General features: G+C 63.9%; 23 protein-coding genes. 11 read left to right on the forward strand and 12 right to left on the reverse strand.

Features of this window, described 5'->3' with window-relative positions:
• Positions 1–25 precede the first annotated feature (25 nt).
• The gene (rsmD, locus tag LB516_RS04475) at positions 26–580 is read right to left on the reverse strand and encodes a 16S rRNA (guanine(966)-N(2))-methyltransferase RsmD (protein ID WP_224719017.1); all 555 of its coding nucleotides are present in this window, start codon (positions 578–580) and stop codon (positions 26–28) included.
• A complete protein-coding gene (locus tag LB516_RS04480) occupies positions 577–2349 on the reverse strand; it encodes a pseudouridine synthase (RefSeq protein WP_224719018.1) in 1773 nt (590 codons plus the stop codon). Before LB516_RS04480 ends, rsmD begins: the two co-directional genes overlap by 4 nt.
• Before the next feature lie 181 nt (positions 2350–2530).
• Here LB516_RS04480 and LB516_RS04485 point away from each other — a divergent pair, with 181 nt between their 5' ends.
• Positions 2531–2980 carry a nucleoside deaminase gene (locus LB516_RS04485; protein ID WP_041163474.1) on the forward strand — a complete coding sequence of 150 codons (450 nt, stop codon included), beginning with the start codon at positions 2531–2533 and terminating at the stop codon, positions 2978–2980.
• A gap of 34 nt (positions 2981–3014) precedes the next feature.
• On the opposite strand, the gene LB516_RS04490 is transcribed toward LB516_RS04485, so the two are convergent.
• The 3 genes from LB516_RS04490 to LB516_RS04500 all read right to left on the reverse strand — a co-directional run bounded on the left by LB516_RS04490 (position 3015) and on the right by LB516_RS04500 (position 7973).
• Positions 3015–3686 carry a hypothetical protein gene (locus LB516_RS04490; protein ID WP_015318360.1) on the reverse strand — a complete coding sequence of 224 codons (672 nt, stop codon included), beginning with the start codon at positions 3684–3686 and terminating at the stop codon, positions 3015–3017.
• 205 nt (positions 3687–3891) lie between these two features.
• Positions 3892–6876, reverse strand: coding sequence for an isoleucine--tRNA ligase (gene ileS / locus LB516_RS04495; RefSeq protein WP_224719019.1), 2985 nt, complete (start codon positions 6874–6876; stop codon positions 3892–3894).
• Between the two features lie 284 nt (positions 6877–7160).
• A complete protein-coding gene (locus LB516_RS04500) occupies positions 7161–7973 on the reverse strand; it encodes a MipA/OmpV family protein (protein ID WP_140792034.1) in 813 nt (270 codons plus the stop codon).
• A gap of 189 nt (positions 7974–8162) precedes the next feature.
• Between LB516_RS04500 and LB516_RS04505 the strand changes: the two genes are divergently transcribed.
• Positions 8163–8717: an HdeD family acid-resistance protein gene (locus LB516_RS04505; RefSeq protein ID WP_140717635.1), complete on the forward strand. Its 555-nt coding sequence runs from the start codon at positions 8163–8165 to the stop codon at positions 8715–8717.
• Between the two features lie 29 nt (positions 8718–8746).
• On the opposite strand, the gene LB516_RS04510 is transcribed toward LB516_RS04505, so the two are convergent.
• Both LB516_RS04510 and LB516_RS04515 read right to left on the reverse strand, forming a co-directional pair.
• Positions 8747–9727 carry a bifunctional riboflavin kinase/FAD synthetase gene (locus LB516_RS04510; protein WP_224719182.1) on the reverse strand — a complete coding sequence of 327 codons (981 nt, stop codon included), beginning with the start codon at positions 9725–9727 and terminating at the stop codon, positions 8747–8749.
• 6 nt (positions 9728–9733) lie between these two features.
• Positions 9734–10594 (reverse strand): TIGR01459 family HAD-type hydrolase, encoded by an 861-nt coding sequence (locus LB516_RS04515; protein WP_140720939.1) that lies wholly within the window; start codon positions 10592–10594, stop codon positions 9734–9736.
• Positions 10595–10852: 258 nt separating this feature from the next.
• Here LB516_RS04515 and LB516_RS04520 point away from each other — a divergent pair, with 258 nt between their 5' ends.
• Positions 10853–12838: a TadE/TadG family type IV pilus assembly protein gene (locus tag LB516_RS04520; RefSeq protein ID WP_224719020.1), complete on the forward strand. Its 1986-nt coding sequence runs from the start codon at positions 10853–10855 to the stop codon at positions 12836–12838.
• A gap of 124 nt (positions 12839–12962) precedes the next feature.
• Positions 12963–13595, forward strand: a complete 633-nt coding sequence (locus LB516_RS04525) for a LysE family translocator (protein ID WP_015318367.1) — start codon at positions 12963–12965, stop codon at positions 13593–13595.
• A gap of 4 nt (positions 13596–13599) precedes the next feature.
• On the opposite strand, the gene LB516_RS04530 is transcribed toward LB516_RS04525, so the two are convergent.
• On the reverse strand, positions 13600–14424 hold the full coding sequence (locus LB516_RS04530) for a DUF2189 domain-containing protein (protein ID WP_140661877.1): 825 nt from the start codon (positions 14422–14424) through the stop codon (positions 13600–13602).
• 250 nt (positions 14425–14674) lie between these two features.
• Here LB516_RS04530 and LB516_RS04535 point away from each other — a divergent pair, with 250 nt between their 5' ends.
• Both LB516_RS04535 and LB516_RS04540 read left to right on the forward strand, forming a co-directional pair.
• Entirely contained in the window at positions 14675–15898 is a 1224-nt protein-coding gene (locus LB516_RS04535; RefSeq protein WP_140617257.1) for a TadE/TadG family type IV pilus assembly protein, read from the forward strand.
• 70 nt (positions 15899–15968) lie between these two features.
• The gene (locus LB516_RS04540; RefSeq protein WP_181171209.1) at positions 15969–16499 is read left to right on the forward strand and encodes a CAP domain-containing protein; all 531 of its coding nucleotides are present in this window, start codon (positions 15969–15971) and stop codon (positions 16497–16499) included.
• A gap of 47 nt (positions 16500–16546) precedes the next feature.
• On the opposite strand, the gene LB516_RS04545 is transcribed toward LB516_RS04540, so the two are convergent.
• The 4 genes from LB516_RS04545 to LB516_RS04560 all read right to left on the reverse strand — a co-directional run bounded on the left by LB516_RS04545 (position 16547) and on the right by LB516_RS04560 (position 21161).
• Positions 16547–18082, reverse strand: coding sequence for a DHA2 family efflux MFS transporter permease subunit (locus LB516_RS04545; RefSeq protein WP_140717629.1), 1536 nt, complete (start codon positions 18080–18082; stop codon positions 16547–16549).
• 308 nt (positions 18083–18390) lie between these two features.
• Positions 18391–19569 (reverse strand): HlyD family secretion protein, encoded by a 1179-nt coding sequence (locus LB516_RS04550; protein ID WP_224719021.1) that lies wholly within the window; start codon positions 19567–19569, stop codon positions 18391–18393.
• Positions 19566–20045 carry a MarR family winged helix-turn-helix transcriptional regulator gene (locus LB516_RS04555; RefSeq protein WP_015318373.1) on the reverse strand — a complete coding sequence of 160 codons (480 nt, stop codon included), beginning with the start codon at positions 20043–20045 and terminating at the stop codon, positions 19566–19568. Before LB516_RS04555 ends, LB516_RS04550 begins: the two co-directional genes overlap by 4 nt.
• A gap of 90 nt (positions 20046–20135) precedes the next feature.
• Entirely contained in the window at positions 20136–21161 is a 1026-nt protein-coding gene (locus LB516_RS04560; RefSeq protein WP_224719022.1) for a LacI family DNA-binding transcriptional regulator, read from the reverse strand.
• Between the two features lie 169 nt (positions 21162–21330).
• Between LB516_RS04560 and LB516_RS04565 the strand changes: the two genes are divergently transcribed.
• From LB516_RS04565 to LB516_RS04585, 5 genes are all read left to right on the forward strand, one after another.
• Positions 21331–22362 (forward strand): Gfo/Idh/MocA family protein, encoded by a 1032-nt coding sequence (locus LB516_RS04565; RefSeq protein WP_015318375.1) that lies wholly within the window; start codon positions 21331–21333, stop codon positions 22360–22362.
• A 2-nt stretch (positions 22363–22364) separates the two neighbouring features.
• On the forward strand, positions 22365–23270 hold the full coding sequence (locus tag LB516_RS04570; protein ID WP_210241324.1) for a sugar phosphate isomerase/epimerase family protein: 906 nt from the start codon (positions 22365–22367) through the stop codon (positions 23268–23270).
• 97 nt (positions 23271–23367) lie between these two features.
• Positions 23368–24381: a substrate-binding domain-containing protein gene (locus tag LB516_RS04575; protein WP_140717625.1), complete on the forward strand. Its 1014-nt coding sequence runs from the start codon at positions 23368–23370 to the stop codon at positions 24379–24381.
• An 86-nt stretch (positions 24382–24467) separates the two neighbouring features.
• The gene (locus LB516_RS04580) at positions 24468–25265 is read left to right on the forward strand and encodes an ATP-binding cassette domain-containing protein (protein WP_140617145.1); all 798 of its coding nucleotides are present in this window, start codon (positions 24468–24470) and stop codon (positions 25263–25265) included.
• Complete coding sequence (locus tag LB516_RS04585) at positions 25262–26314, forward strand: ABC transporter permease (RefSeq protein WP_015318379.1); 1053 nt, start codon at positions 25262–25264, stop codon at positions 26312–26314. Before LB516_RS04580 ends, LB516_RS04585 begins: the two co-directional genes overlap by 4 nt.
• Positions 26315–26432 lie beyond the last annotated feature (118 nt).

Raw genomic sequence — 26432 nt, forward strand, 5'->3', positions numbered from 1 at the left:
GAGGCCACGGCTGAAAGCAGGCCTCTCAGGCAGCTTCGATGAAGCGGATCATGGTCTCGCCATAGTTGCGCTCATCAAGCACGGAAAAGCCCGGGCCTGGCTCGAAGGGAACCACCGCCGTCTCCTCGACCACACAGAGTGCGCCTGGCCGCAGCCAGCCGCCGGCCTGGGCCGACCGCAGGGCTAGCTCGCCAAGGCCCTTGCCATAGGGCGGATCGGCAAAGACCAGACCGAACGGCGCCAGCGTGCCCGCCTCGCCAAGGCCGGTTGCGTCGCGGCGGAAGATCTTGGTGCGTCCGGTCAGGCCGAAGGCTTCGACATTGTCGCGGATCAGACCACGGCCCTCGGCCGATTCCTCGATGAAGACGCCATAGGATGCCCCGCGCGACAGGGCTTCCAGGCCAAGCGCGCCGGTGCCAGCGAACAGGTCGAGCACGCGCGCGCCGTCCAGTTGCCCGGCAAAGCGATGCGCCAGGACGTTGAAGACGGCCTCGCGGGTGCGATCGGTCGTCGGGCGGATGGCGCTGCTGCGGGGCGTCGCCAGCGGACGCCCGCGAAACTCACCGCCGACGATTCTCATCTTGCCCGGGGGCCCTTGGGGCCGCCGCGCGGCCGCTCGCCGCCACCGGCGCCTCCTGGACGCTCGCCACGCGGCTTGCCGAACGGTTTCGCGCCACCTGGCTTGCCGGCGGGCTTGCCATAAGACGGCTTGAACGAGGCCTTGCGTGCCTTGTTCTCGGCCGCCTTGGCCGCATCGGCCTCCGCCCTGCCCTTGCCGATCGGCCGGGCTCCAGGCGCCATCCAGACATTGGCCTTGCGCTGGCCGGGCGGCTCGATCGGCCGTTGCTCGCGTTCGGGTTTCTTGCCGCCACCGCGAGGCTTGTCACCGAATCCGCCGCGCGGCTTATCGCCAAAGCCGCCGCGCTCCGGTCGCGGACCGCGATCGCCGAAGCTCTTTTCTGGTCTCTCACCCCTGTCGGGGCTCGTCGACAGTTTGCCGAGCGCCTCGTCGCGGCTGCCTTCCCGGCGTTTGCGGTTCTTGATCAGCCCGCCCTCGCCGATCGGCCGGCGCTCGCCATCTCGCGTAAACTTCGGCCGTTCGGGCTCGACCTCTCGGACTTCGGTACGCCGCACCGGCTGGTTGGAAAACGGTTTTGTTATCTCGGCGTCGAAATTGGCGCCGGATTCCTCGACCAGGCGCTCGCCGAGCTGGTCGCGCAGCACCCGGCCCTTGATCTCCAGAACATGGCCCTCGGCGAGATCCTCGAGCTGGAACGGACCGTAGGAGATGCGGATCAGCCGCGTGACGTCGAGGCCGAGCGCGCCGAGGATGTTCTTGACTTCACGGTTCTTGCCCTCGCGCAGACCGATCGTCAGCCAGGCGTTGGAGCCCTGCTCGCGATCCAAGCTGGCTTCGATGGCGCCGTAGAAGACGCCGTCGACGGCAATGCCCTCGCGCAGGCCGGCGAGCGCGCTTTCCTCGACCTTGCCATGAACGCGCACGCGGTAGCGGCGCAACCAGCCAGTGGCCGGCAGTTCGAGTACGCGCGACAGGCCGCCATCATTGGTCAGCAGCAGCAGGCCTTCGGTGTTGATATCGAGGCGGCCGATGGTCATCAGCCGCGGCAGTTCGGCCGGCAGCACGTCGAAGACGGTCTTGCGGCCTTCCGGATCGCGGTTGGTGGTGACGACGCCGGCCGGCTTGTGGAACAGGAACAGGCGCGTGCGTTCGATCGGCGGGATTTCCATGCCATCGAGATGGATGATGTCATTGGGCATGACGTTGAACGCCGGCGAAGCCAGCACCTTGCCATTGACCTTGACGCGGCCGGCGGCGATCAACTCCTCGGCGTCGCGGCGCGAGGCGAGCCCGGCGCGTGCCAGCCGCTTGGCGATGCGCTCGCCGGCTTCTTCCGTTGCTTCGGCAGGCCGCGAGCGCGGCTTGAAGCCCCCGCCAGACGCGCCTTGCGGCCGATCACCGAAATCACGCTTGGGACGGTCGAAGCGCTTTTCACCGCCCTCCGCCGATGCAGAAACCGGACGGTCGCCACGCGGCGCGTAGGGCTTGCGTGGTCCCTCGCGCTTCTCATAAGGCTTGCGTTCGCCTTCGGCTGCCATCGGGCGGTCGCCGCGCGGCGCGTAGGGCTTGCGTGGTCCCTCCCGCTTTTCATAAGGCTTGCGCTCGCCGTCGGCGGCCATCGGCCGATCGCCACGTGGCGCATAAGGTTTTTTCGCAGCAAAGGACGGCTTCCCGCCCTTGCCGGCATCGCGGCCACGTGCACCTGCCGATTTCGGGCCACTCCTGCCCGGGCCGGCTTTGCGCGGAGATTTCTTGTCGTTGTCGTCCATGTGGCCTTTGTCCGTTTGCGCTGCTACAGCGTGGCGCATCCGTTCGGCGCGCAACGAACGCTGTAGCACTTTTGATTTGGCGCATGATCATTTCCGAAAATCGAGTCCGATTTTTCGGGTTGATGCGCTCCATAACAGGATCACCGCCGGGTGGCGAGGATATAATGGGAAGACAAACCCCTTGAAGAGGCCGGATTTCATGGCCCTGGCCCTAAAAGAGGCCGAAGCGGCAGCCTTGCGTGGCGAAGTGCCGGTCGGCGCGGTCATCGCCAATGGCGGCGCGGTTATTGCCAGTGCAGGCAACCGCACGCGCGAGCTTGCGGACCCGACGGCCCATGCCGAGATGCTGGTGATCCGTGAAGCCTGCGGCAAACTCTCGAGCGAGCGGCTCACCGGCCACGATCTCTATGTCACGCTGGAGCCCTGCGCCATGTGCGCCGGGGCAATTTCCTTCGCCAGGCTGCGCCGTCTCTATTTTGGCGCGGCCGACGAAAAGGGCGGCGCCGTCGTCAACGGCGTGCGCTTCTTCGCCTCTCCGACCTGCCACCACACGCCCGACATCTATCCGGGCATGGCCGAGACCGAAGCAGGCCTGCTGCTGAAGGATTTTTTCAGGGGACGTCGAGACTGAGCCAAGGCCGCCGCAAGACCTGGGCGACTTGTTCTTACTGCAACCAGTCGAACCAGCCGCCCTTCTTGCCCTCGGCCTTTGCCTTGAGAGCGCGTTCTTTCTTGTACTCGTCTTCGCCGAGTTCGTTCTGCGGCGCGGCATCGGAGGCGACACGGTAGGCCAATGGCGGCTCGCTGAGGTATTTACGCGTGTTCGGATCGCCCTGCTTGCTCTCGGCAAGGCGGCGTTGGATCTCGGCGGCGCGGCCCTTGTCGGAATCGGCGGGTTTCCACGCCGGCGGGTGGCTGGATCCTGATTCCTCCATCGCCCTTTTCACCGAAGCCGGATCCGTCTGCACGTCATCGACGATCTCCGACTGGTAGGCCGGATCATTCTGGTGTGCGGTGGCGTCGGCGCGCAGGCGCGCGCGGCGCTGCTCGGGCGATTCGGGCCAACCGGCGTTTGCCGTCTGGATGCTTTCCTGCGGGGCAGGCAGCGCTTCCTTCTGGCCAGGTGCCGGCTTCACCAGGGTGGGACGTGGCTTGTAGTCGATCGGGTCCTTGCGCTTCGGCGCGAAGGAAACGGCGCCTGTAAGATCGCCGGCCAGCTGCTCGGCGGCGGTCTTGTCGGTGCCGTAGGTCGGAGAGCCCATGCAGCCGGACAAAGCGAGGCCCGATGCGACAAGCGGCGCCAGCAGCGCAAGGCGCGCGTTATATCTTTCGGTCATGCCAAAAAGTCCCACTCTAGACAACCTCTCGATCGCACCGGCCTTGTGTCCGGTCCCCATCGTGCAAGCACTTGCGACGGAAATCCGGCGACAATTTGTCTTCCGGAGTTTCGCGTGTTTACCTCAACCACTCGTTAAGGGCAACGCACGGGCGGGTTTGCACCCGCGCGGCGTGGCATTTGTGCACTTCTTTGGGCGACAGGCACTAGAGCCTTCCCAGCGCTTTCAGTTCGTGCAGCACCGCGGCATCCCGTGCCGAAACATCCGGGAACTCGGAATCCTGCCCGACATCGGCGGTGTAGCGCCAGGAACGCGCGCATTTGACCAGGCCGCGATCCTCCGCTTTCTCGACGACCACGGCAACGCCCTTGACATCATCGAGGGCGAAGGCGGTTCGCGGGGCCTCGCCATGGGCAATGACGAGATCGCTGGTGATGGCCATTTCAGCCATGTCGACGTCCGATATCGCCGCCTCGAGCGCCGCATCGTTGATCGTGACCACGGGGACAGCCTCCAGCGAGGAGCCGATCACCTTCTGGGCACGCGCAATCTCGAGCGCGCCGGTGACGACGCGGCGCACCTGCCTGACCTTGCGCCATTTCTCCGCCAGCGCCTCGTTCCTCCAACCCGCAGGGATTTGCGGGAACTCGTCGAGATGCACCGACACCGCATCGGGATGACGCTCGAGCCACGCCTCCTCCATGGTGAAGGGCAGCATCGGCGCCAGCCATTTCACCAGGCAGTCGAAGAGATGGCGCACCACCTGGACCGAGGCCTTGCGCTTCACGCTCGACGGGCCGTCGCAGTAGAGCGCGTCCTTGCGGATATCGAAATAGAAGGCCGACAGCTCGACCACCATGAAATCGAGCAGTGCGCGTGTGATGCGCTTGAACTCGAAGGCGTCGTAGCCCTGGCGTACCACCTCGTCGAGTTCGGCCAGCCGGTGCAGCATCAGCCGCTCAAGCTCCGGCATCGTCTCCAGGGGAACGACCTCACCATCGTCATGGGCGAGCGTGCCCAGCATCCAGCGTATGGTGTTGCGCAGCTTGCGATAGGCGTCGATGTTGGTCTGCAGCACGTTCTTGCCGAGGCGCTGGTCTTCCCAATAGTCGGTCGTCACCACCCAGAGCCGCAGGATATCGGCGCCGGACTGCTTGATCACATCCTGCGGCACGACCGTGTTGCCGAGCGATTTCGACATCTTGCGCCCATCCTCGTCCATGGTGAAGCCATGGGTGACGACGGTGTCGTAAGGCGCCCTGCCCCTGGTGCCGCAACTTTCGAGCAGCGAGGAGTGGAACCAGCCGCGATGCTGGTCGGAGCCTTCGAGATAGACGTCGGCCGGCCACTTCAGGTCGGGCCGGTCTTCCAAGGTGAAGACATGTGTCGAGCCCGAATCGAACCAGACGTCGAGAATGTCCATCACCTGCTTCCATTTGGAGGCATCGTGATTGCCGAGGAAGCGCTCCTTGGCGCCGGGCGCGAACCAGGCGTCGGCGCCTTCCGCCTCGAAGGCGTCCATGATGCGGCGGTTGACGGCCTCATCCTTCAGCACATTGCCATCCTCGTCGGCGAAGACGGCGATCGGCACGCCCCAGGCGCGCTGGCGCGACAGCACCCAGTCCGGGCGCTCCTCGATCATGGCGCGAATGCGGTTCTGGCCGGCGGCCGGGACAAAGCGCGTTTCGTCGATGGCCTTCAGCGCGCGGCCCCGCAGCGTGGTGCCGTCGCCGAGGTCCTTGTCCATGTAGACGAACCATTGCGGCGTGTTGCGGAAGATGACCGGCTTCTTCGAACGCCATGAATGCGGGTAGCTGTGCTTCAGCCGGCCGCGCGCGAACAGCGCGTTGCGCTTGATCAGCTCGTCGATGACCGCCTGGTTGGCGTTGCCCTTCTTGCCATTGTCGTCGATGACGCGCGCGGCTCCGCCTTCGCGGTCCGGGCCGAGGCCCGGCGCGTCCTTGGTAAAGAAGCCGGCATCGTCGACGGTGAACGGGATTTCGGTGTCGATGCCACGTTGGCGCAGCGCGGGCGCTGCGTCCATCCAGGCATCAAAGTCCTCCCGGCCATGGCCGGGCGCGGTGTGCACGAAGCCGGTGCCGGCATCGTCGGTGACATGGTCGCCGGCAATCATCGCAACCGGGAATTCATAGCCGCCACCGAGGCCCTTGAAGGGATGCGAAAGCACAAGATTTCCAAGCTGTTCGGCGCTGATGCCGTGAAGACGCTTCAAGATGACCTTGGCCTTGGCCTGGCTTTCCTCTGCCAGCGCATCGGCAAAGATCAGCTTCTCGCCTGGCTGCGGGCCAAACGCATTCTCGGCCGCCGTCACCTCGTAGAGGCCGTAGGCGACACGCGGCGAATAGCTGACGGCGCGATTGCCCGGGATGGTCCACGGCGTCGTCGTCCAGATGACGACATGAGCATCCAGCAGGTCAAGCGACCGACCGCTCAGGTCCGGATCGAGCTCCGCCGGCTGCCCGTCCACCACACTGGCGACGACGAGATTGGCCACCGGAAACTTCGCCCAGATCGTGTCTGACTCGTAGTCCTGGTACTCGATCTCGGCCTCGGCGAGCGCAGTCCGCTCGACGACGCTCCACATCACCGGCTTGGAACCACGGTAGAGCTGGCCGGACATGGCGAACTTCAACAATTCACCGGCGATGCGCGACTCGGCGTGGAAGGCCATGGTCGTATAAGGGTTCTTGAAGTCGCCGATGACACCGAGACGCTGGAACTCTCCACCCTGCACCGAGATCCAGTGCGCGGCGAATTCACGGCACTCCTGGCGGAATTCGTTGACCGGCACCTCGTCCTTGTTCTTGCCCTTGGCGCGGTATTGTTCCTCGATCTTCCATTCGATCGGGAGGCCGTGACAGTCCCAGCCGGGCACATAGTTCGAGTCGTAGCCGCGCATCTGGAATGAGCGGGTGATGACGTCCTTGAGGATCTTGTTCAGCGCGTGGCCGATATGGATGTTGCCGTTGGCGTAGGGCGGACCGTCATGCAGCACGTATTTTGTGCGCCCCGCCGAGCTCTCGCGCAGCTTGCGGTAGAGGTCCATGTCCTGCCAGCGCTTGACCAGCACCGGCTCCTTCTCGGGCAGGCCGGCGCGCATCGGAAACTCCGTCTGCGGCAGATAAAGGGTCTTCGAATAGTCGATCGTCGATTGGGTTTCGTCGGTCATTGGTCTGCCATGTGCATGCCGGGCCACGTGGCTTGCGGCGTGAAACTCTATTTTACACGCATGCCGTTCCCAAAAACGGGGCCCACTCGGGGCGACATGCTTTGATGATCTGGAAAAGCGCGAGAGGCCGCGCGCAATATTCCCGGCGGCTCCTACAGCCTTCAGGCTGCTGGGAACACCGGGCTGGTAATTCGTATCGTCGGCGCGTGAAGGCGCAAAAAGCTCGTCATTGCTGGGCTTTTAGCGGAGAAGAGCGCAGGAATAAAGCGTCTCGTTCGATTCGCTTACATCTTGAAGTCGAAGCGGTAGGTGGTCGACACGCCGACCATGAACTGGTTGCGGTCGCCACGCTCCCTGACCAGGCTGGAATCGGCGGCCGGACCCTCCAGGCGCGAATATTCGCCAAACAGGCTGGCAGTCATCGGATCGGTCACCTTCCAGGTCACCGCGCCACCGAGGCCGACGGATTTCAGGCCGCCGCCGGGATTGTACTGGCTCAGACCCGAGGCCACGGCTTCCTGCGCGTTGACACCGTAATAGGCATCGAAATAGTTCGCCGAGGCGAACGACACGCGCGGACCACCTGAAATCCTGACGGTTGGCGTCACGTCGTAGAAAGCATCGGCGGCGATGTCGGCGACAAAGCCGTTATGGGCTCGGATGCCATGCCGCAATTCGGCACGCGCGCGCATCCAGTCCGTCGGATAGAATTCGAAGAAGCCGCCGACCTCGCCGCCCCAGCGGACCGGGTCGAGCCCCCTGAGCTCGTCGGCATCGCCGTCGTCGCGCGAGAACAGGAACTTGCCGGTCAGGCCTGCACGGACGCCGCCGTCGTCGACAAGCGCCAGCGAAATATTGTCGTTGCGTGAGGTGAAGCGAGCAGCAGGGCCGGCCTTGCCCAGCGAAACGATGGGCTGGGCGCTCAGCATGTATTTCTTGCCGCCTTCGAAATTGGGCGCCACCAGGCCGGTCGCGCCGACCGTCAGATACCAGTCGCCGGACAGCCAGCCGAAAGCGCCATCACCGGCTTCGGCCGCGCCTGACATGGCGAGCACGACAGTAGCCACGGCTACAGAAATCTTCCCGACCTGACTCATGGTCACTCCACTAACACGATACAACTGCCCTGCGGCGACAGCTTTGACGAGGCTTTGGTAAAATTTTGATTTAAGGGCGAGACATCCAGCGCGCATTGCCTGCACCATCGCGCCCGCCGTCGGCTGGACGCGGGTCGGCGCCGAGGGTAACCTCCCTGCATGCTGGCGGTCCTCTATGGAGGTGGCGACATGACCTTGCACGGCGATACTCTGAAGAACGCGATCGGCCAGACGCGTGACAAATGGGGATGGTTCGTCGGTCTGGGCGTGGTGCTGCTGATCCTCGGCGGTGTAGCCTTCGGCAATCTGTTCATCGCCACGGTGGCTTCCGTCTACGTTGTCGGATGGCTGATGCTGGTGGCCGGCATCATCGAGATCATGCATGCTTTCGGGGTCAAGACCTGGGGCCGCTTCTTCTACTGGCTGCTCAGCGGACTGCTTTATGCGGTCGCAGGGTTCTTCGCTTTCGACAATCCGCTGCTCGCCTCGGCGGTGCTGACCTTCCTGCTGGCCATCGCGCTCGTAGCTTCCGGCGCGCTGCGGGCCTGGGTCGGCTACAGCCACCGTCCGGAGCGCGGCTGGGGCTGGATTGTCGCGGCGGGCGTCATCAGCGTGCTCGCGGGCCTGATCATCGCCATGGGCTGGCCGGTCAACAGCCTGTGGGTGCTCGGACTGTTCCTGGCGATCGACCTGATCTTCCAGGGCTGGACCTTCATCGCCGTCGGCCTTGCGTTGAAGAAATAGGAACTCGTTTCCCCTTTCGGGATCATGCTTCAGAACGCCACCGCGGCGTCCAGGACGGAGAGCGGCTTGACGCCGCCGAGCAGCGCGCGGGCCTCGGCTTCATCGCGCTTCATCTGCACGACCAGTGCGTCGAGCCCGTCGAACTTGATCTCGCTGCGCAGGAAGCCGAAGAACGACACCTCGCAAGTCTCGCCATAGAGATCGCCGGAAAAATCGAAGAGGAAGGTTTCCAGGAGCGGCGCGCCATTGTCGTCAACGGTCGGGCGGCGGCCAAAGCTGGCGACGCCGTCGTGCAGCGTACCGTCCGCGCGACGGAAGCGGACGGCGTAGATCCCTTCCTTGAGCGCGGCTTCCGCCGGAAGCCTCATATTGGCTGTGGGAAAGCCGAGCGTTCGCCCGAGCTGCTGGCCGCCGACAACCTCGCTTTCCACCGTGAAGCGATAGCCGAGCAGACCGGCGGCCTCGGCCACCTCGCCCTTGCAAAGCAAGGCACGGATGCGGCTCGACGAAATCACCTCGGCGCCTTCGTCGCGAAAGGCGTCGACAAGGGTAACACCGAAGCCGTGGCGCTCGCCGGCAGCCATCAGATAAGCCGGCCCGCCCTGGCGGTCCTTGCCGAAATGGAAATCGAAACCGGTCACGGCATGGGTAATGCCCAGCGCCCTCTCCAGCACATCGGTGACGAAGGCTTCCGCCGACAGCGAGGCGAAGTCGCGCGTGAAGGGCTGCTCGACGAGCGCGGCAAAGCCCAGCAGCGACAGGAGGCGCGCCTTCATCGGCGGCGGCGTCAGCACGAAAAGCGGCAGATCAGGCCTGAAAACCGTTCGCGGGTGCGGTTCGAAGGTCAGCACCAGGGCCGGTACGCCACGCCGCACGGCCTCCGCCAATGCCCGTTCGAGCACGGATTGATGGCCGCGGTGGACGCCATCGAAATTGCCGATCGCGACCACGCCCCCTCGCAGATCGGCGGGCAGCGGCGCGGTTGTCGTAAGATGCTGGAACGCGACCATTGCCACCTACTGCAGTCTTGCGATCACGGCCACCGGACGATAGCCGTGCCGCTCCAGGAAGAGTCCGAGCTTTGCCGGATCCGGCCGGGATGGATCGCCATAGTCGCGGGCATGAATGCCGCCAGAGACATAGAGGACGTCGAAACCATTGTCGGCAGCGCCCTTGACGTCGGTCATCATGCCGTCGCCGATTGCCAGTATTCGCGAACGCTCAACCGACCGGCCGAGGATCTCGGCCACCTCCTTCATCGCGACCTCGTAAATCGGCGCGTAGGGTTTTCCGGCGATCAGCGTGCGACCGCCGAGCTGCGCGTAGTCGCGCGCGAGCGCGCCGGCGCACCAGATGATCCGTTCGCCGCGTTCCACCATGATATCGGGATTGGCGCAGATGAACGGCAGGTTCCTGGCGCGCAACCGGCGCAGCAGTTCCGTATAGTCGTCAGGTTTTTCGACCTCGTCGTCGAACAGCCCGGTGCACACGACGCCGGTGGCCTCGAACTCCTCGACGAGTTCGACATCGAGGCCGTCATAAAGGGTCAGATCGCGGTCGGCGCCGATGTGGAAGACCTTGCGCGGGCCTTCCGCGATCAGATCACGGGTCACGTCGCCCGAGGTCACCACACGGTCATAGGCTGATGGCGGGACGCCGATCACGCTCATCTGCGCCACGACATCGGCGCTGCGGCGCGGCGAATTGGTGATCAGAACGACAGGAGTGCCGTCCGCCCTTGCCGCTGCCAGCGCAGCCGCGGCAGCCGGAAAATGCCATTCGCCATTGTGCACCACCCCCCAGACATCGCAAAGAATTGCCGAATAGGCTTTCGAGACGTCTTCGAGCGAGCCGACGATTTCAGGCGAATCCGCCATGCCGTTTCCTTCAGTATGATCGTTGCGGTTACAGCGGCCGACGGTTCCCCGCGGCCGGTTCGAATTATCCGAACCGGCCCATGCTGTCACCAGCTTTCGCCTTGATCGGCGCGAATTGCGGCGCAAGCCGCGGCCTTGATTGGTTAGCGGTTGGTGAAGCGCCGACCAAGCAATAGAGCGGTTTCCCAAACCCGTCCTTCAGCGTTTTGTGGAAAGCTGGCGCCGGCCGAGAATCCGTCGGCGGGGGCCGCTGCAAGCATGTTTGAAATCTGGCGTCAGTTCCGCCGCGACAGGCGCGGCAACTATGCTCTCATGACGGCTGTGGCGATGGTGCCGCTGATGGGCGGCCTGGCGATCGCGGTCGATTTCACGGAAATGAATCGTGAAAAGCAGATGGTGATGAACGCGCTCGACGCCGCCAACTTCGCCACGGCCCGCCGGCTGACGGAAGGCGCCACCGACGATCAGCTGAGAGCCTACGCGCTCGACTTTTTCAACGCCAATTTGAACGACATCGATCCCGCCAGCGCGACGCTCAACGTTACCTTGCCGAGCAACACCAGCGGCGGCGGCCTGCTGACCATGACCGCCCAACTTAATTACAAACCCTATTTCTACCCTGCCTTCGCCCAGTTCGTCGGCAAATCGGCGACCGATGCCAACCAGAGGCTCAGCTTCAACGTCACCTCGCAAGTCCGGCTGAAGAACACGCTGGAGGTTGCCTTGGTGCTCGACAATTCCGGATCGATGGTTACGCCCGGCACCGGCTCAGGACAAATGCGCATCGATCTGCTCAAAACAGCGGCCAAGCAACTGGTCGACACGCTTGCCCAGCAGGCCGCGATGATCAAGCAGGTCGACAGGCCGGTGCAATTCGGCCTCGTGCCCTTTGCCGCCTCCGTCAATGTCGGCCCCGGCAACGGCAACGCCTCGTGGATGGACACCGAGGGTCTGTCGCCGGTATCGAACGAGAATTTCGACTGGTCGACGCTGAACGGCGCCAACAAATACGCCCAGCAGACCAACGGCATCTGGTACAAGCGCGGCACCGGCTGGGGAACAGAGGAAGGCCAGATGCTGACCCGGTTTTCGCTTTATCGCGACATGAAGGTCGTCACCAACCACGAGCGTATCGTCAATAGCAAGCGCGTGGTCTGCGACGCATACAATTCGAACAACACCTGCAAAAGCAGCCACAACGAATATGACTATGTCGATTCCTACGGTCCGTTCGCCAGTTGGCAAGGCTGCGTCGAGGCACGGCCCTACCCTTACAATATCAACGACGCCACGCCGTCCGGTGGCTCGGCCAACACCGGCATCGGCGTCGGCGATCCGGCAACGATGTTCGTGCCGATGTTCGCGCCCGACGAACCCGGCAATCACTGGAAACTCACCCAGGACCCCGACGAGGCCGCACCGGTAACTTATGGAGCCATCAACAGCTGGTGGAACGACGATCCATCGAGCAGCAGCGGCCAATCGCGGCTGCGCAACATGGCCAAATATTTCCAGCCGCGGCCGATCGATGCGCCGGCGCTGCCTGCCGGCAACGGGCCGAATTACGGCTGCACCACCAACCCGATCACGCCGCTGACCGATGTCAGCGTCGCCGACGGGCTCACCTCGATCAAGTCGGCGATCGACCTGATGCAGCCGAATGGCGGCACCAATGTTCCCGAGGGCATGGCCTGGGGCTGGCGGGTGGTCTCGAGCGGAGAGCCGTTCACGCAAGGGCGCCCGGAAACCGAAAGAGGCAACGACAAGGTGGTGATCGTGCTGACCGACGGCGCCAACACCTATTATACGCCATCCTCGCTGGGCTATTCCGACCCCGCCAATTCGAAATCGACCTACGCCTCCTTCGGCTACCTCAACCCCGGCTACAACGGCACCTCGGTCGGCCGCCTGTTCATGGGCACATCGAGCGCCATCGGTCAGTTCGACTATTCGAACGGCAACTACACCAATGCCCTCAACGAGCAGATGGCCACGCTCTGCAACAACGCCAAGGCAGCCAACATCATGGTGATGACGGTGGCGCTCGACCTATCGACGGCCAAGGCCAGCGACAAGCTGGCGATCGATGCGCTGAAATCCTGCTCGTCGAATTCACGCTTCCGCAAGGATGCGACGGATCCGAGCAAACCGGCGAAGCTGTTCTGGAATGCGACCGGCGCCAGCCTGGCAAACGATTTCAAGGAAATCGGCAACGAGCTGTCGAACCTGCGCGTCGTCGGCTAACCCGAGTTCCTTCCCCTGGCGCAACGCCCGGCGCCGTCAAGCCCTTGCGGGCGCCTGCCGTGGCAGGCACAGATTGGCCGTTCGCATGGTCTCTCATCCATCGCGGCAGGCTGGGGAACGAACAATGCCCGATACCGCCAACCATCTCGCCTTCGCGCTGGTCTGCCTCGGCATGGTGCTGACGCCGGGTCCGAACATGATCTATCTGATCTCGCGCTCACTGTCGCAAGGGCCGAAGGCCGGACTGATCTCGCTTGGCGGCGTTGCTGTCGGATTCCTGTTCTACGTGCTGTCGGCCGCGTTCGGCATCACGGCGCTGCTGATCGCGGTGCCCTATGCCTATGATGTGCTGCGCTTTGCCGGCGTACTCTACCTCTTGTGGCTGGCCTGGCAGGCCGTAAAACCGGGCGGACGCTCGCCATTCCAGGTGCGCGACCTGCCGAAGGACCGGCCGCGCAAGCTGTTCGCCATGGGATTGATGACCAATCTGCTCAATCCCAAGGTGGCCGTTCTCTATCTGTCGCTGCTGCCGCAGTTCATCAGCCCCGGCAAGGGCCATGTCCTGTCGCAGCTTCTGGTGCTGGGCGCGACGCAGATATCGATCAGCCTCAGCGTCAACGCCGTCATCGCGCTGACGGCCGGCTCGATCGCCACCTTCCTCGCCGGACGCCCGCTGTGGCTGGTCATCCAGCGCTGGATGATGGGAACCGTGCTGACGGCGCTGGCGCTGAAGATGGCGACCGACGCGCAGCGCTGAAGCGTCACATCGGCCGGCGCGGCGGCCGGATCTGGGCCGGCTCGACCACCTTGCGGTAGAGATGCCAGGTCGCGTGGCCGAGGATCGGCATGACGACGGCGAGACCGGCAAACAGCGGGATCGAGCCGATCACCAGCAGCACCGCGACGATGAGGCCCCATAGCGCCATCTGCAGCGGATTTGCCATGACCGCGCGCGCCGAGGTCTCTATCGCCGAAACGGCGCCGACATCCCGATCGAGCAGAAGCGGAAAAGCAACGACCGTGGTCGCCAGCACGACCACCGCGAAGACCAGGCCGGCCGCGTTGCCGAGAAGGATCAGCCTCCAGCCCTTGCTGGTCGTCAGCACATCGCGCAGGAAGGCCCCGGCCGAAGCCGGCGGCTCGCCGCCGAAAAGGCTGGTGTAGATCGACTGCGCCGTGAACAGCCACAACAGGAACAGCGCGAACAGCATGATGCCGATAACCGCTATCGAGGGCAGCGCCGATGAATGGCGAACATCGAGCGCATGCCGCCAGTTGGTGTTCATGCCGAGCTCGCGCCGGCGGCTGATCTCATAGAGTCCGATCGCGGCGAACGGCCCGACCAGGGCAAAGCCCGACATCAAGGGATAGACGAGCTGGATGGCATTGGAGCCGGACGTCCACTGCGTCAGGATCAGGCCGGCGACCGGATAGATCAGGCACAGGAACACGTAATGCGAGGGCTTGGCCCAGAAGTCCTCGGCGCCAAGCCTGAGCGCGTCCCAGAGGTCCGCCGTGGAAATGCGGCGGACCGCTGGTTGCACATGCATCCCGTACGCGTCCGCCATGACATGAAAGCCGGCCATAACCTTCCTCCGTTTTTCTCGGGGGGCGGTCACCGCCTAGGGTGGCTGCCCGTAGCTGCCACTTGAAGAACGCTCGCATGATAGCCGATCTTCCCGGGATTGTCGCCGCGTCTCATAAGGTTTGCTGAGCGGTCATCGTCTGGCGAACCACTGAGTTCATTTTAGAATCCATGCATTTTAGCTATTGCTTAAATTACTCGTAGAGACCCACAGCGTATCACCTGAGCTTTACAAACGTTGGCGAGGGGCGATGTTCACGTTGAAGGGCTTCTGGTCTTGCGAACGCGGCAATTTCGCCATGGCGACCGCCGTAGCCTTGCTGCCGATAATGGCTGTCGTCGCCGGCACCCTCGACCTGACGGGCACGAGCGATGACGCCGCGCAACTGCAGAACTCGCTGGACGCGGCTGGCCTTGCCGTCGGCACCAAATACCTGCCCAGCATGAGCGCGAACGATGTCCAGGGGCTTGGGCTGACATTCTTCGCAGCCAATTTGAGCATTGCCGACCAGCAGGAGTATTCAGACAGCGTTTCCGCCTTTTCGGCCACCGCCAGCGGCGATCCGAGCGCCTATTACATCTCGCTGTCGTCCGGCATCAACCGTCCGAGCTTCATCAATGGCGCTGCCCCCTGGCCAGCTCACCGGTCGGCGACGGTCAAGATGCACCCGGGCGCCCAGGCCTGCGTGCTGGCGCTCGATCCGCATGCGTCGGCGGCGGTGAGCCTGCAAGGCTCGACCGATGTCGCCATGAGCAACTGCGTGATCGCGGCAAACTCGGACGCGTCCGATGCCGTCAGCAGGGGCGGTTCCGCGCAGGTCTCGGCGGGCTGCGTATCGGCCGTCGGTGGCACTTCCGGGCTTTCTCCGCCCGCTGCCAATCTCACCTGCGGCACGCCGCTCGAACATCAATATGCGTCCTTCGATCCCCTGGCCGACATCGTCCCTCCCCCCTACACACTTTGCCTGCCGGTGCCGAACGGCAAAACCTACACGCTGTCGCCCGGCACCTATTGCGACAAGACATTGTCAGGAAACATCACGTTCAACCCGGGCGTCTACATCTTGCGCGGCGTCACCCTGAAGCCGGGCGGGAATGGCAGCCTGAGCGGCCAGGGCGTAACCATATTCCTCACGGAAGGGGCACAGATCATCATAAATGCCAATGAAAAGGTGAACCTTTCCCCGCCCACCAGCGGACCTTACGCCGGCATCACCATCTTCCAGAGCCGCGGGAACGTTTCGGCCTTGACCCTGAATGGCGGCGCAAATTCCGTGATTAGCGGATTCGTCTATGCGCCTGACGCGGCCGTTTCGTTTGCCGGCAATTCGGACATGAGTGGTCAGGGGGACTGCCTGAGGCTTGTTGGCTTGACCGTGCAGATGACAGGCAACTCTTCCATCAAGACCGACTGCACGGCGGTGTTCGGAAATCGAGAGATGTACTCCAGCCGCCTCATCACGCTTGTGAACTAGGGGCCGCTTCGATCGAGATTTTTCACCGCCTGCCCGGCAAAAGCCATGATCGGGACCGAGTCAGGCACGCATGACCACTTCGAAAATCGATTGCGACCAGATCGCGAACTTGAACAGGCGCACCTGGCTCAAGGCGGCTGGGCTCAAGGCGGCTGGCCTGGCGGCCTTGCTTGGGCTTGCCGCCTGCAGCACCGTCTCGCTGCCGACAGGGCAAGGCGCCGGGGTTTCCTCCTCGGCAACCGGCACGCTGGCAAGCCTGCGCGCCACGGCCGGGCGCGGCCCGCTGACCCCGGACGCGCAGTTGGAGCAAGCAGCATTGCAGCAGGCCGGCTACATGGCGCAGCGTGAAAACATGAGCCACACCACCGGCTGGGGCAAGGATTTCGCTTCGCGCATGAGGGACAATGGCGTGCACGGTGCCGCGGCCGAGAACATCGCGGCCGGCCGTTTCGACCAACAGAAGCTGTTCGATATCTGGATGCATTCGCAGGGACACCGGCGCAACATACTCGATCCGGACTTCAACCGCTTCGGACTTGCCTATGTCCGTGACGGCCGCGACCCCAACCTGCGCTACTGGTCGCTGGTGCTCGGCAGGTAGCAAAGACATCGCCGGCAGCGGACATCCGCTGACGAGCAGCCGCTACATCAGTCCATATGAGCGGCGGGCGCACCGCCGCCGGCCGGCGCCGTTTTCGGCTTGCGCAGCAGGAAGACGAACGGGATAGCGGCCAGCGTCATGATCATCAGGATTTTGAAGTCGTTGACGTAGGAAATCATCATCGCCTGCAGATTGACCATGCGGTCGACCTGCGACAGTGCCGTCGGGTCGCCGCCGGCGGCTGCCGGCGAGACCGCCCAGAGATTGGGATTGAACGGGTTGATGAAGGTTGAAAGCTCGGCATGGTTGATCTGCGTGTTGCGCACCAGCAGCACGGTCACGACCGACACGCCGATCGACGAGCCAAGATTTCGCACCAGGCTGAACAGCGAGGTTGCATCGGTGCGGTAGCGGGCGTCGAGCGTGGCGAAGGCAACCGTCGACAGCGGCACGAACACCATGCCCATGCCGAGGCCCTGGATCACGCCGGAGCTGAGGATCAGCCAGTTGTCCATTTGCGGGGTGAAGCTTGCCATGGTGTAGAGCGACTGCGCGGTCAGGAGGAAACCGATGACGACGAGAATCCTGGCATCGACCTTGCCCATGATGCGCCCGACGACGAGCATCGAAATCATGGTGCCGACACCGCGCGGCCCGATGACGATGCCGATGGTGACCGTCGGATAGCCGAAGATGGTCGACAGCATCGGCGGCAGCAGCGACATCGAGGCCAGGATCAGCACGCCCATGACGAAGATGAACGCCAGCCCGGTGACGAAATTGCGATCGAGGAAAATCTTCGGATCGATAAACGGATGTTCCGATGTCATCGTGTGGATGATGAACACCCAGAAGCCGGTGAGCGAAAGACCGAGCTCGATCCATATCTCGACCGAGGAAAACCAGTCGACCTCGCCACCGCGATCGAGCATCAGCTGCAGGGCGCCGACGCCGAGCGATATCATGGCAAAGCCGAAGAAATCGAAGCTGCGCACCCGCCGGGCGACCGCCGGCAGATAGGCCGCCATGCCAAGAAAGGCGACGATGCCGACCGGCAGGTTGATGAAGAACACCCAGCGCCAGTTGAAATTCTCGGTCAGCCAGCCGCCGAGCGTGGGGCCGAGGATCGGTCCCAGCATGATGCCGGCGCCCCATATGGCCATCGCCTGACCATGGCGCTCCTTGGGGTTGATGTCGAGCAGGAAGGTCTGCGACAGCGGCACGATCGCGGCGCCGAACACACCTTGCATCAGCCGGAAAAGCACGATGGTTTCCAGGCTCCACGCCAGGCCGCACAACATCGAGAAGATGGTGAAGCCGACCACCGCCGTCAGGAACAGTTCCTTGCGGCCGAAACGGTCGGCGAGCCAGCCGGTGACAGGCGTCATGATGGCGGCGGCGACGATGTAGGAGGTCAGCACCCAGTTGATGTTGTCGGGCGAGGCGCCGAGATCGCCGGTCATGGTCGGCAGCGCGACGTTGGCGATGGTGGTGTCGAGCGCCTGCATGACCGTCGCCAGCATGAGCGCAACCGTGATCAGGCCACGATGCGGCACTTCTTTGAATGGTTCGGACGTGCTCATGGCGCAGAACTTCCAGAAGGTAACAGAAACGTGTACAACGGGTTTCCGGGCGGCAAAGCCTTCCGTCGAGAGACCTTCGTCGCGGTGGGACGCGATTATCGATGTGGGGGTTACATCGACTGAAAGTCTCTGATGAGCGGATGCCTGCCGCCCGGAAACCTGAGGACCGACAGGTCCGTGTCGAAGATTTCAGATTTTGGACGGCTGCCACGCGGCTCGGCCCAAACGCTGATCCTTCCCACCCCTCCCGTCAGACCAATCCTTCAACTCGCTTTCACCCGCCTGGTCTCCGCGGGCTTCTGCCGAGACTACTTCGCGGGCTCGCCGGCCGTAGCGTGACCGAAGATCGACGGCCAGCCACGCGCGACGCCCGTATCGACGGTAACAGAGGCGCTCATGCCGGTGCGCAGCGCCATCTTGGCGTCGGGGTCGGCCAGTTCCAGGCGCACCGGGATGCGCTGGGTGACCTTGACCCAGTTGCCGGTGGCGTTCTGGGCGGGCAGCAGCGAGAAGTCCGCGCCGGTGCCGGCACCGATAGCCCTGACCGTCGCCTCGAAGGTCCTGCCCGGATAGGTATCGACCACGATCTCCGCCTTCTGGCCCGGCTTCATGTTGGTCAGTTGGGTTTCCTTGAAATTGGCGTCGACCCAGGTGTCGCCGGTCTCGACCAGCGCAAACAACGGCGTGCCGGAGCCGACATACTGGCCGACCTTGAAGGACGCGGCTTGATAGACGACCCCATCGGCAGGCGCCTTCACGGTGGTCTGCTCCAGATCATAGGCAGCCTTGTCGCGCGCCGCGAGCGCCGACATCACCGTCGGATGCTTGTCGGTTTCGATGTCGGGGTTGCCGCCGAGTGCCGCCTTGGCGCTGATGATGCCTTGCTCGGCAACAGCCAGTTGCTGCCTGGCTTTGTCGAGATCGTTCTTGGCCTGATCCAGCGATGACTTGGCGTTGATGCCCTTCTGGGCAAGATCGGCGGCGCGATCGAATTGAGACTGCGCATAGTCGACCTCGCTGGCAGCGGACTTCTGCTGCGACTGCGCCTGGCTATAGGCCGCGCGCAACTGCTCGACATTGAGACGCGCGGTAGCGACCGCGGCGTCCGCCTGGGCGAGCGCGATCCGGTAGGGCTCGGGGTCGATGGCGAACAGGAGATCGCCCTGCTTGACCGTCTGGTTGTCCGATATGGCGACCTGGACGATACGACCGGCCGTGTCAGAGGCGATCGACACCTTGGCCTGCTGCAGATTGGCGTTTTCCGTTTCCTGGTAGCGGCCGCCCGTCACCCAGACATAGCCGCCGCCGATGATCAATGCCGCCGGCAAGGCGAACATCAAAAAGAAGCGGCCGATGCGGCGCTTCTTCTTCGGCGCCGGCGCGGGTTGCACGGGAGGAGCGACCGCGACCGGGGTTGATACCGGCTGGACCGGCGCTTCCATCTCCACCTTGGGAGCGTTTTCTTCTACCTTGGCTACCGCGTTCATGCTGCCGCACCTTCCGCACTCTTGATCTTTTCAAGCGACGAAGCTTCGCTGTCCGTCAGATTTTGCACGATTACATCCAGCGCCCGGATCAGGATGCGCCGGTCTTCCGGCGAAACGCCGCTGAGCGATTCCTCATAGACCTCGCCAGCAAGGCTCTTGACGTCCGCATAGGCCGCATTCGCCTTCTCGGTCGGGAAGATCATGCGCACGCGCCGGTCGGTCGCGTCGGAGCGGCGTTCGATCCAGCCGCCCTCCTCCATCCGATCGACCAGGCGTGAAACGCTGATCGGCTCGATTTCGAGCAGTTCGGCGAGCCGCGCCTGTGCAACGCCCGCCTCCTTGGCAACGCGGACCAGAAGCCGCCATTGCGCCGAAGACAGGCCGAGCCCGCTGGCGCGCGCCTCGAAGCGCTTGCGCATCAGGCGTTGCACGTCGTGGATCAAAAATCCCAATCTATCGATGCCATCTGAAACCATGAGCGATACATATAATAAGCGTGCTTACTATTCAAGATGCCACTTCGCTATGAAAGCCGGCAAATGCGGATGGCGGAAACAGGCGTGTGGTCAGTCGCTGTCGCGCGCGACCAGTTCCAGCGGCCAGACCTCCCTGATGGTCTGCGGCCCCGTGGGCCCGGCGAAAGCCGGCAGCGAGGCGAGCAGGATTTCGCCGAGCCGCCGTCCCATCGGCTCCAATGCCGGGCGGAAAGCGGTCAGCGCCGGGGAGAAATAGCGGCAGAGCGGCGTATCGACGATGACCATCACCGCGATGCCCTGACCGGGCATGATCCCCATCTCGGCAAGCGCCTTGCAGCCGCCGAGCGCCATCGCGTCATTGTTGAAGATGATCGCTGTCGGCGGATCCTTCGAGCGCATGATTTGCGGCGTCACCGCGTAGCCGCCGGCTTCGTTGATGAAGCCGTCGGCGATCAGCTCGGGATCGATGTGGATGCCGTGCCGCCGCAGCGCCTTGCGATAGCCGTCAAGAAACAGATAGCCGAAGTTGAGGTCGAGTGACGGCCGGATGGCGGCGATGCGGCGGTGGCCGCGTGCAACTAGGCGGTCGACTGCGTCGGCGCCCGCCTTCTCGAAATCGAGGTCGAGCGAGGGATAGGTCTCGTCACCGGACTGGCTTCGGCCAAGCGTCGCAAAGGGAAAGCCGGCCCTGCTGAGATAGTCGATGCGATCGTCCTCACGCCGGGTCCAGGCCAGCAGCACGGCATCGGCGCGGCGTGTCTCGACGACCCGTCGCAGGCGCTCCTGCTGATAGTCGGCGGGCGCGCCCATGACGATGATCAGGTCGAGCCCGTGCTCGGCCAGTGCCGCTTGCAACCCGCTCAGGAACGGAATGAAAAACGGCTCGCCATATTGCTGATCACCCGGGTGGGGCTGCAGCATGAACGCGACGGCATGCGTGGTGCCCCGGCGCAGGTTCCTGCCCGACTGGTTGGGTGAATAGTTGAGTAGGCGCGCCGCATCGAGCACGCGCTGCCGCGTCTCGGCATTGACATCGGCGCGCCCATTGAGCGCCCGCGACACCGTGCCGATCGAAATATTCAAATGACGCGCAAGATCGTGAATGCTGGATGCCAAGACCAATCCCCTTCCGTTCCCGCTAACATTAGCGGACCTTGCGGCCAAGGCCACTCAGACGAACGGCCCACAAATCCGGTTGACATTCTACGCCTTCGGGTGTGTCATCGTAAACGTTTACGGAAGAACCGTGAATGCCAACCGGGAGGGGTTGGCGGAGGAGCGCCGGATGCTGCATGTCGTCCTGGTCGGGTGCGGAGCCATGAGCAAAACATGGCTCGAGGCCGCCCGTCAGTCCCCTGAAATCAGGATTGCCGGTCTCGTCGACCTCGACGCCGACAGGGCACGCCAGCGAGCCCGCGAATATGACCTTGCCGGGGCCGCGATCGGCACCGATCTCGACGTCATATTGGATCAAACCAAAGCCGATGCGGTGTTCGACGTGGTCGTTCCGGCCGCCCGCGGCGAGGTGGCCAATTTGGCCTTTGCCCATCACTGTCACCTGCTGACGGAAAAGCCCCTCGCCGACAGTCCGGCCAACGCCCGCGCCATCGTCGACGCCGCGCGGCGCGCCGGCCGCGTCCACGCCGTCGTTCAGAACCGCCGCTATGTCGCCAATGTCCGGCGCATCCGCCGCTTTCTGGATTCAGGCGCCATCGGCGCGCCGACCAGCATCCACGCGGATTTTTTCGTGGCGCCGCACTTTGGCGGTTTTCGCGAAGAGATGCGCCACGTGCTGTTGCTCGACATGGCGATCCACACCTTCGATGCCGCTCGCTACATGGTCAACGGCGAACCTGCCGATGTCTATTGCCAGGAATGGGAGCCGGCCAATTCCTGGTATCGGCAAGGGTCGTCGGCAAGCGCCACTTTCGGGCTCGGCCGAAACAGGATGTTCACCTATCGTGGCAGCTGGTGCGCCGACGGCTTTCGCACCAGTTGGGAGGGCAGCTGGCGTATCGTCGGTGAGCGCGGCAGCCTGATCTGGGACGGCCATGACGAGGTGAAGGCGGAAGTCGTGCTGCCGGAGCGCGAAGGCCTGATCGACAAGGTCGGGCCGGTGACAGTGCCTCCCCTCGATCCGTCCGACCGTATCGGCGGGCATCTCGGCGTCATTGCCGACTTCGTGCAAGCCGTGGAAACCGGCACCGAGCCGGAGACACGGGGCTCGGACAACATCAAGAGCCTGGCCATGGTCTTCGCGGCGATCCAGAGCGCCGAGACCGGTCGTCGCGTGAACATCGCATCACAGGAAGGATGACCATGCCGAACCCGCTTCTCGACATCAGGATCGGCACCATGGTGCGGGCCAATCTCGAAGACCCGGCCGCCTATATCAGGCAAATCCTGCCGCTCGGCTTCGAGAGCATCCAGCCCTTTTTCTGGCAGACGCTCGGCGGCAAGGATCTGCCGCGGCTCGCCGGAGAGATTGAAGAGGCGATCGGCGATGCCGACGTCACCGTCAGTTCGATCGGCGTGTTCGGCAATCCGCTCGAGAGCGGCGACACCGACCGCGGCGTGCTCGATGCCTGGAAAACGGTCATCGACAACGCCCATCTGTTCGGCACCACGTTGGTCAGCGGTTTTACCGGCCGCATCCGCGGAAAACCGCTGACCGACAGCCTGCCGCGCTATCGGGAGGTCTGGGGCGAACTGGCCAGACGCGCCGCCGACAAGGGCGTGCGCATCGCCTTCGAGAATTGCGCCATGGACGGCAATTGGGCCGGCGGGGACTGGAACATCGCCCACAACCCGGATGCCTGGGAGCTGATGTTCAACGAATTGCCCAACGATAATCTCGGTCTCGAATGGGAGCCCTGCCACCAACTCGTCTACCTGATCGATCCGATGCCGCAGATCCGCAAATGGGCGCATCGCATCTTTCATGTCCACGGCAAGGACGCCACGGTGCGCTGGGACGTCATCCGCGAGAACGGCGTGTTCGGCCGCCTGCCCTTCGTGCAGATGCGCACGCCCGGCTTCGGCGACAGCGACTGGACCCGGGTGATCAGTGAACTGAGGCTGGCCGGGTACAAGGGCGCCATCGACATCGAAGGCTGGCACGACCCGGTCTATCGCGGCGACCTCGAGATCACGGGGCAGGCACGCGCCCTGGAGTATCTCAAGCTATGCCGGGGAGGTGCGAGCTACCTGCCAAATCCGGCGTGAGGATCGGTCGGCGGGAGGAGCCGGCCGCAAGTGGCATTGCCAAAGCAATCGTTCAAAGGCCCCTCGGCTGACGAGGAAAACAATGGGAGGAACGTGCATGAGCATCGCGATCAGGACGACACTTCTGCGCACGGCCGTCGTGGCGGCGGCCACGGCGCTTACCGCCGCAATCTTCACCTTGCCGGCGCAGGCGCTCGACGCCCAATGGTGCAAGGACGTCCACATCCGCTTCTTCGTCGGCGGCGCCGAGGGCGACGCCTTCGGCACCATCGTCTACAATGGCGCCAAGCAGGCGGCGGCAGATCTCGGACCCAAGGTCGACTACATCTTCTCCCAGTGGGACGCGGAGAAGATGGTGCAGCAATTGCGCGAAGCGGTCGCGGTCAAGCCCCAGGGCATCGCCATGATGGGCCATCCGGGCGACGCCGCGATCATGCCGCTCGCCGACGAGGCCCATAAGGAGGGCATCAAGATGATGTACCAGAACGTCCCGGTGCCGAAGGTGACGGCGGCGTTCGGTGGCGGCTATATCGGCGCGCAGCAGGAACAGCAGGGCCGCGCACTTGGCGCCGAAGCGTTCAAGCTCGGTAAGCTGAAGGCCGGCGACAAGGCGATCATGATCGGCCCGTTCGAGAACGAGAGCCGCGGCGCACGCGAGCGCGGCACGGTGGCGGCCCTGAAGGAGGCTGGCGTCGAAGTCATCCAGCTGTCGTCGCCGCCGAGCGGCGAATGGGCTTCCGACCCCAATCTGGCGATACCGGTGCTTACGGCAGCGCTGCTCAACAATCCTGATGTCAAGGCCGTCGGCTATCCCGGCGGACAGATGCTCGGCAATGTCGCCACCTACATGCAGGCAGCTGGCAGAAAGCCTGGCGACATCTTCAACTTCGGCTTCGACACCAGCCCGCAGATCGTCGAGGGCTTCAAGGGGGGCTGGGTGCAACTGACGGCCGACCAGCAGCCATTCCTGCAGGGCTATCTGCCGATCCTCAGCCTGTGCCAGCAGGTGGTGCTGGGTCTGGCGCCGATGAACGTCGACACCGGCGCCGGTTTCGTCACGCCCGAAAATTACGAGATCGTCGCAGAACTCGCCAAGCAGGCGCTGCGCTGACCTCCCAAGCCGCCGGCCGGGATCAGGCCCCGGCCGGCGGGGCCGCTGGCGAGAAAGCTGGCGCCAGACAATCAAGCGAGGATGCTATGGCCGAACGTCTCATAGAACTGCGCGATATCGCTAAGTCCTACGGCCATGTCTACGCACTTGGCGGGGTCAATCTCAGCGTCGATCGCGGCGAGGTGGTCGGCCTCATCGGCGACAACGGCGCCGGCAAGTCGACGCTGATCAAGATCCTCTCCGGTGTGGTCAAGCCGACCAGCGGCGAGATCCTCATCCGCGGCAAGCCGGTGACCGGATGGAATGCGGCACGTTCGCGCGAGGCCGGCATCGAAACGGTGTTCCAGGACCGGGCACTGGCCGTGCAGCAGACGATCGTCCGCAACATCTTCATGGGCCGCGAACTCACCGGCCCTTTCGGCTGGCTGAAGGTCGGCAAGGAAATCGAGGAAGCGAGCCGGCTGATGCGCGAGATCGGCTTCACCTCGAAAGTGTTCACGCCGCATTCGATCGTCGGCCAGCTTTCGGGCGGTGAACGCCAGGGCGTGGCGATCGCGCGCGCCATCTACAAGCAGGCGGAACTGATCGTCCTCGACGAGCCGACGACGGCGCTGTCTCTGACCGAGACCGCCAAGGTCTTCCATTTCGTGCGCCAGGTGCGGGCGAGCGGCCGCTCGATCCTGTTCATCGGCCATAACATCCATCATGTCTTCGACATCGCCGATCGCTTCGTGGTGCTGGATCGCGGCAAGGTCGCGCTCACCGCCGACCGCAGCGAGGTCAAGTCGGCCGAAGACCTCATCAACTTCATGGAAGACGTCGCGCATCCGGACGGGTTGGCCGGGCTGCACGACACCGGCGACGCGGAGCAGAGAGCACGATGAGCAAGACCATGGAGCCCGATCTGCACGAGCCGTCGGCCGGCATTTCCCGCCAAGGCAGTTCCCAGAACGAGTGGAAGCACCCGTCCGATCACTGGATGCGCGGCTTCATCCTTGACAACCGCGCTTCGCTTGGGACGCTCGGCGTGTTCGTCGTCATGATGGCGGTCTTCATGATCGCCAACCCGACGGTCTTCACAACCTGGTATCTCTACAGCGCCGTGCTCACTACGCTTCCCGTGGCGTTGTTCGTGGTCGTGCCGTTGGTCTTCGTCGTCACCTGCGGCGAGATCGACCTGTCGTTTCCCGCGACGATGGGTTTTGCCTCCTGGGTCTTCGCGCTGGTGGTGCAGGCGGGCTACGACCCGTTCCTCGGCATTGCGGCGGCGCTGGTCACCGGCACGCTGCTCGGCTTCCTCGTCGGGTCGCTGGTGGTCTATGGCGGGCTGTCGTCGCTGATCGCCACGCTCGGCATGAATTTCCTGCTGCGCGGCCTGATCCAGATCATCAATGAGGGCAGATCGACTTCGCTGACCAGCCTTGCCGACAGCTGGGCCTACAGGATCTTCTCCAGCCAGGTCCTGGGCGTTCCGGTGCAGATCTTCTGGGCCATCGCCTTCGTCGTCCTTTCGGCGATGCTCTACAACCGCCACCGCTTCGGCGCGCAGGTGAAGGTGGTCGGTGACAATCCCGACAGTGCCCAGCAGATGGGCATCGATGTCAAGCGCGTGCGGGTGAAAGTGTTCGTCTTCGTCGGCATCGGGGCCGCGATCGCCGGCACGTTCTCGGTAATGATCAACTTCACCTGGTGGCCAACCGCCGGCGACGGTTATCTCTTGCCGGTGCTGGCCTCGGTGTTCGTCGGCGGCACGCCGACCTGGGGTGGCATCGGCACCGTGGCCGGCGGCGCGATCGGCGCCGTCACGGTGTCTTTTATCCAAACTGGCGTCGTGGCGGCTGGGCTCAGCGGCTTCTACGTCCAGTTCTTCAACGGGCTGATCATCATCCTTTCGCTGCTTGGCCACAAATGGAATCAGGCGCGCTACCGCTGAACCAGTCGGCCGTTCAACGGCGATTTGCCGGTCATCCGAGCCAACGATAGACGACGGGCCGCGCGGACGACACCGCGCGGGCCCGATCGCCTATTTGCGCGATGCGCAATTTCGATCA

The sequence above is a fragment of the Mesorhizobium sp. CO1-1-7 genome (genome assembly GCF_020164885.1).
Lineage (GTDB): Bacteria > Pseudomonadota > Alphaproteobacteria > Rhizobiales > Rhizobiaceae > Mesorhizobium > Mesorhizobium australicum.